Below are 5,807 nucleotides of genomic sequence, written 5' to 3' on the forward strand. Positions count from 1 at the left end.
CGGCGGGGCCGGGGGGACCGGCGGGACCTGCGGTTGCGGGACCTGCGGCGGTGTGAAGCCCGGCGCCGGCTGCGCCTGCGGGTGGGGATGCGAGGGCTGAGAGGGATACGGCCCCGAATGCTGTGCGGCCGGCGACCAGCCGACCGGACCGTGCCCCCACTGGTGGGGCGGCGGCAGCGGAGAACCCACTGCGTGCTGCATCCGGTGCCACTCCGTCTCGTTCTGTGCGGGCTCGGTTCGCCTCCGGGGCGCGAAGGCGGTCGGGCGGACCCCGCTCCCCCTACCGAACGGTACCGCCCCCGGCCGTCGTTTGGTGAACGACCGGGGGCGGTCCGAAGTGCCCGGTGTGGAAAGAGAATCGGGCGAAGGTGATCTCCGGGCCCTACTGCCCCACTTCGCCGTACGCCGCGAGCAGCACCGCCGGGTCGGGCCCCTCCATGACGGTCGGCTTGCCGAGTCCGTCCAGCACGATGAACCGCAGCAGGTCGCCGCGCGACTTCTTGTCGACCTTCATCGTCTCCAGCAGCTTGGGCCACTGGTCGTAGCGGTAGTGCAGCGGCAGCCCGACCGACTCCAGGACCGTCCGGTGCCGGTCGGCGGTCGCGTCGTCCAGCCGCCCGGCGAGCCGCCCGAGTTCGGCCGCGAAGTGCATGCCGACGGATACGGCGGCGCCGTGCCGCCACTTGTAGCGCTCGTTCTTCTCGATGGCGTGCGCGAGGGTGTGCCCGTAGTTGAGGATCTCCCGCAGCCCCGCCTCCTTGAGGTCGGACGACACGACGTCCGCCTTCACGCGGATCGACCGCTCGATCAGCTCGGCGGTGTGCGGCCCGGCCGGCGTGCGCGCCGCCTCGGGGTCGGCCTCGATCAGGTCGAGGATCACCGGGTCCGCGATGAACCCGGCCTTGATGATCTCCGCGAGCCCCGACACGTAGTCGTTGACCGGCAGCGACTCCAGCGCGGCGAGGTCGCACAGCACCCCGGCCGGCGGATGGAACGCCCCGACCAGGTTCTTGCCCTCGGCGGTGTTGATGCCGGTCTTCCCGCCGACGGCCGCGTCGACCATGGCCAGCACGGTCGTCGGTACGGCGATCCAGCGCACCCCGCGCAGCCAGGTCGCCGCGACGAACCCGGCGAGGTCGGTGGTCGCCCCGCCGCCGACGCCCACGATGACGTCGGTCCGCGTGAACCCGGACTGCCCGAGCGCCTTCCAGCAGTACGCGGCGACCTCGGCGGTCTTGGCCTCCTCGGCGTTGGGCACCTGGATGGCGACGGCCTCGTACCCCTGCTCGGCGAGGTCGGCGCGCAGCGCGTCCCCGGTCCCGTCGAGGGCCTCGGGGTGGATCACCGCGACGCGCTTGGCCTTCGTACCGATCAACCCGGCGAGTTCGCCGAGCAGTTGACGGCCCACCAGCACCTCGTACGGCGTGTCGCCGCCGACGTGGATCCGCGTCGTCGTCATACGTCCTTCAACTCCAGTGCGTCCAGGGCGGCTTGGGCGACCTCTTCCGGGGTCCGATCATCCGTCGCGACGACGGCCGTGGCGACCCCCTCGTACAGATGACGGCGAGCCTCCATCAACTCGCGCCACTGTTTGCGCGGGTTGACGGCGAGGAGGGGCCGGGCGGCGTTGAGGCCGGTGCGGCGGGCGGCCTCCTCGACGTCCATGGAGAGGTAGACGACCCGGCGGCCGGCGAGCAGCGCGCGGGTGTCGGCGTCGAGGATGGAGCCGCCGCCGAGCGCGAGGACTCCGTCGTGCCCGGCGAGCGCGGCCTCGACGGCGGCCTTCTCGATCGCGCGGAAGGCGGGCTCGCCCTCCTCGACGAAGATGTCGGCGATGGTGCGGCCCTGCTCGGTGACGATGTCGTCGTCGGTGTCCCGGTAGGGCACGCCGAGGCGCTCGGCGAGGAGCTGCCCGACGGTGGACTTGCCGACGCCCATCGGCCCGACCAGGACGACCAGCGGTCCGCTCATCGGATCGTGAGGCTGTCGAGGTACGAGCGGACGTTGCGGCGCGTCTCGACGACGTTGTCCCCGCCGAACTTCTCCGCGACCGCGTCCGCGAGGACCAGCGCGACCATCGCCTCGGCGACGATCCCGGCGGCCGGCACCGCCGACACGTCGGAGCGCTGGTGGTGCGCCTGCGCGGGCTCACCGGTCGCCACGTCCACGGTCCGCAGGGCGCGCGGCACGGTCGCGATCGGCTTCATGGCCGCCCGCACCCGCAGCACCTCGCCCGTGGTCAGGCCGCCCTCGGTGCCGCCGGAGCGCCCCGAGGTGCGGCGCAGGCCCTCGTCGGTGCCGACGATCTCGTCGTGCGCCTTCGACCCCGGCACCCGCGCCAGCTCGAAGCCGTCGCCGACCTCGACGCCCTTGATCGCCTGGATGCCCATCAGGGCGCCCGCGAGCCGCGCGTCCAGGCGCCGGTCCCAGTGCACGTGCGAGCCGAGGCCCACCGGCACCCCGTACGCGAGCACCTCCACGACGCCGCCCAGCGTGTCGCCGTCCTTGTGGGCCTGGTCGATCTCCGCGACCATCGCCTTCGAGGCGTCCGCGTCCAGGCAGCGCACCGGGTCCGCGTCCAGCTTCTCGACGTCGCCGGGCAGCGGGTAGACGCCCAACGGGGCCTTCGCCGCGGCCAGTTCGACGACGTGGCTGACGATCTCGATGCCGGCCGTCTCCTTGAGGTACGACCGGGCGACCGCGCCGAGCGCGACGCGGGCGGCGGTCTCGCGGGCCGAGGCGCGCTCCAGGATCGGGCGGGCCTCGTCGAAGCCGTACTTCTGCATGCCGGCCAGGTCCGCGTGGCCCGGGCGGGGGCGGGTCAGCGGCGCGTTGCGGGCGGACTGGGCCAACTCGGCCGGGTCGACCGGGTCGGCCGCCATGACCTTCTCCCACTTCGGCCACTCGGTGTTGCCCACCATCACCGCGACCGGGGAACCCAGGGTGAGGCCGTGGCGGACACCGCCGAGGAAGGTGACCTCGTCCCGCTCGAACTTCATCCGAGCGCCCCGGCCATAGCCGAGCCGCCGCCGCGCGAGATGGTCCGCGACCATCTCCGTGGTGATCGGCACGCCGGCGGGAAGGCCCTCCAGCGTGGCGACGAGTGCGGGACCGTGGGACTCCCCCGCGGTCAGCCAACGCAGCCTGCTCAACGATGCTCCTCGGTGCTCGCGCCTGGTACCGCTGTGCCGCCACGCGTCCACGCGGACGGCACGGGCGACCCCGGGTGCGCGTCCCGGCCCCGCCGCCCTCGATCCTCCCACGTCCGCCGGCCGAACCCGCTCTCCGGTCCACGAAGCGGACTCACCGGGAGGAACGAGTCAGCTCCGCTCGGACCGGTTCTGCGGCGCGTACGACCCCAGGAAGTCGGCGCCCCGAGGCCCTTCGCTCTGCGGCTGCCGGGGTGCGTACGCCCCGAGGAAGTCCGCGCCCCGCGTCCCGTCCCCCTGCTGCTGGACGACGGCCCCCTGGCCCGCGCCGGCCTGCCGCAGCAGCCACTTGCGGCGCAGCTTCAGGACCCAGGACAGCACCACGAGCCCGATGATCAGGCACAGGGCCGGAATCTGGATCCAGTCGGGCAGGAACTGAAGGACGAACTGGAAGATCTCGCTCTTGCCGGACGCCAAGGACATGGCGGTACTCCCCCCGATGCGCGCCCCGCCCCCTGCGCGGCGCCCCCGGGAACCTTAGCGGGAGGCGAGCGCGTGTTCGCCCGCTTTTCGCATCGCGTCGACGGGAGCGGGCCGGTGCCCGGTCATCTGCTCGACCTGAAGGACCGCCTGATGGACCAGAAGGTCCAGTCCGCTCACGACGGCACCCCCGTACATCGACCAGCGGGCGGCGAGTTCGGTGGGCCAGGGGTCGTACAGGACGTCGAAGAGCGTCGCCGGGCGCTCCGGTACGGCGTGGGAGAGCAGGTCCGTCGTCCCGGCCGGCGTCGTCGCGACGACCAGCGGCGCCCGCAGCCCCTCGGCCGCGTCGGCCCAGTCCGCCGTACGGACCTCGATGTCCAGCCGCTCGCCCCACTGCCGCATCTCGGCGGCACGCGCCTCGCTGCGGACGTAGGCGACGACCTCGCCGGTGCAGATGCGGGAGAGCGCGGCGAGGGCGGAGGAGGCGGTGGCGCCGGCGCCGAGGATCGCGGCGGAGTCGACCTTCTCGACGCCGCGTTCACGCAGGGCCGCGACCATGCCGGGGATGTCGGTGTTGTCCCCGACCTTGCGGCCGTCCTCGGTGAACACCAGCGTGTTGACGGTCTCGACCGAGGCCGCCGCCTCGCTGATCTCGTCCAGCAGCGGGATGACGGCCCGCTTCAGCGGCATCGTCAGCGACAGCCCCGCCCACTCCGCGCCGAGCCCGGCGACGAAGTCCGCGAGGGACTCCTCGTCGACCTCGAAGCGGTCGTACGACCACTCCGTCAGCCCCAGCGCGTCGTACGCGGCGCGGTGCAGCACCGGGGAGAGGGAGTGCGCGATCGGCGAACCGAGCACGGCGGCGCGCCGGGCTCCGGCGGCCCGTTCTGTCATGGGTTCCGTCCTTCTCAGGAGCCCTTGCGGGACTCGTTGAACTCGGCGACCAGTTCCTCGTGCTCCGCGAGGGTCTTGGTGAACCTGCTGGTCTTGCCGTCCAGCGAGATGAAGTAGTACCAGCCGTCGTCCGTCGGGTTGAGGGCGCCCCGCAGCGCCTCGTCACCCGGGTTGTCGATGGGGCCCGGGGGCAGTCCCTTGACGTAGTACGTGTTGTACGGGTTGTTGAACCGCTTGAGCTCGGCGATCGTCAGGTCGATCTTGCTCTGGTTCTTGATGTAGTTGTACGTGGAGTCGAACTCCAGCGAGCCGTACGTCTGGGGGTTGCCGGGCTTGAGGCGGTTGTAGACGACCTCGGCCATCTTGCGGAAGTCGTCGTGACTGGTGCCCTCGGCCTGCGCGAGGCTCGCCACGGTGAGGAGCTGCCAGGGTCCGTCGAGCCCGAGCTTCTCGGCCTGCTTCTCCAGCCCGAGCTGCTCGTACTTCTGGTTGGCGCGAGTCACCATCTCCTTGAGGAGGGTCTCGGGCTTGTCCGCCTTGGCCACGGCGTACCGCGACGGGTACAGGAACCCTTCCAGCGGGTCCTTCACGTTCGGGTGGTTCAGCGCCCAGTCCGGCAGGCCGAGGTCCTTGTACTTCGCCTTCGCGACGCCCGCGGTGGTGCCCTCGGAGAGGTCGAGGCGCTTGTCGATCTGCGCGTAGACCGCGACGTTGCGGGTGCCCTCGGCGATGATCAGGTTGTTCTGGCTCTTGGGGTCGAGCATCATCGCGACGGCCGCCTGGGCGGACATCTCCTTGTTCAGGACGTACGAACCGGCCTGGATGCTCCCGGACTTGGCGTTCTGCGTGTACGCGGACACGAACGCGTCGACGCTCTTCACGACGCCCGCCGCCTTCAGCGCACGCCCTATGGCCGCGCCCCCGGCGCCCTTCGGGATGGTGACGGAGACCGTCTCGTCGGTGCCGTTGCCCGCGTAGTCCGGGGACGCGCCGTAGCGGTCCTGGTAGAACTGCATGCCGAAGTAGGCGACACCGGCGATGCCCCCGCCGAAGACGAGGACGACGACGAGACAGGCGGCGCCGTTGCGGCGCTTCTTCTTGCCGCTGTCCCCCTTGCCTCCTTTACCGCCCTTGCCCGCACGCCGGCCGCGCTCCTCGGGTGCGGTCTCGGCAACCGTGGCCTCGTCGGCGAGCGCGTCGTCCGGCTCGGGCAGGATGCCGCCGAGCGGCTCGGGCTCGGGCTCCGGGTCGGGGTCGCGGCGGCGGGCCGGGGGCTCCGGG

6 protein-coding genes are annotated in these 5,807 nt (G+C 72.1%); all 6 read right to left on the reverse strand.

The genetic code is table 11. The annotated features are described in order from the left end of the window. Positions 1-382: 382 nt before the first annotated feature. Positions 383-1,459 (reverse strand): 3-dehydroquinate synthase, encoded by a 1,077-nt coding sequence (aroB, locus tag AOK24_RS05910; protein WP_055718990.1) that lies wholly within the window; start codon positions 1,457-1,459, stop codon positions 383-385. Beyond that, entirely contained in the window at positions 1,456-1,971 is a 516-nt protein-coding gene (locus tag AOK24_RS05915; RefSeq protein ID WP_055718991.1) for a shikimate kinase, read from the reverse strand. The genes aroB and AOK24_RS05915 overlap by 4 nt, the downstream gene beginning before the upstream one ends. Further along, on the reverse strand, positions 1,968-3,152 hold the full coding sequence (aroC, locus tag AOK24_RS05920) for a chorismate synthase (protein ID WP_055718992.1): 1,185 nt from the start codon (positions 3,150-3,152) through the stop codon (positions 1,968-1,970). Before aroC ends, AOK24_RS05915 begins: the two co-directional genes overlap by 4 nt. Before the next feature lie 168 nt (positions 3,153-3,320). Then, a complete protein-coding gene (locus AOK24_RS47305) occupies positions 3,321-3,632 on the reverse strand; it encodes a hypothetical protein (protein WP_055718993.1) in 312 nt (103 codons plus the stop codon). 54 nt (positions 3,633-3,686) lie between these two features. Then, complete coding sequence (locus tag AOK24_RS05930; RefSeq protein WP_055718994.1) at positions 3,687-4,526, reverse strand: shikimate dehydrogenase; 840 nt, start codon at positions 4,524-4,526, stop codon at positions 3,687-3,689. Between the two features lie 14 nt (positions 4,527-4,540). Beyond that, positions 4,541-5,807: endolytic transglycosylase MltG (mltG, locus tag AOK24_RS05935; RefSeq protein ID WP_055718995.1), on the reverse strand; the 1,267-nt coding region annotated here is incomplete at its 5' end.

Source organism: Streptomyces niveiscabiei (assembly GCF_001419795.1).
Classification (GTDB): Bacteria; Actinomycetota; Actinomycetes; order Streptomycetales; family Streptomycetaceae; genus Streptomyces; species Streptomyces niveiscabiei.

Excerpts from the sequence above, each read along its gene's own strand:
- AOK24_RS47305 (WP_055718993.1), bottom strand. The coding sequence starts at position 3,632 with ATGTCCTTGGCGTCCGGCAAGAGCGAGATCTTCCAGTTCGTCCTTCAG.
- AOK24_RS05915 (WP_055718991.1), bottom strand. The coding sequence starts at position 1,971 with ATGAGCGGACCGCTGGTCGTCCTGGTCGGGCCGATGGGCGTCGGCAAG.
- AOK24_RS05930 (WP_055718994.1), bottom strand. The coding sequence starts at position 4,526 with ATGACAGAACGGGCCGCCGGAGCCCGGCGCGCCGCCGTGCTCGGTTCG.
- aroB (WP_055718990.1), bottom strand. The coding sequence starts at position 1,459 with ATGACGACGACGCGGATCCACGTCGGCGGCGACACGCCGTACGAGGTG.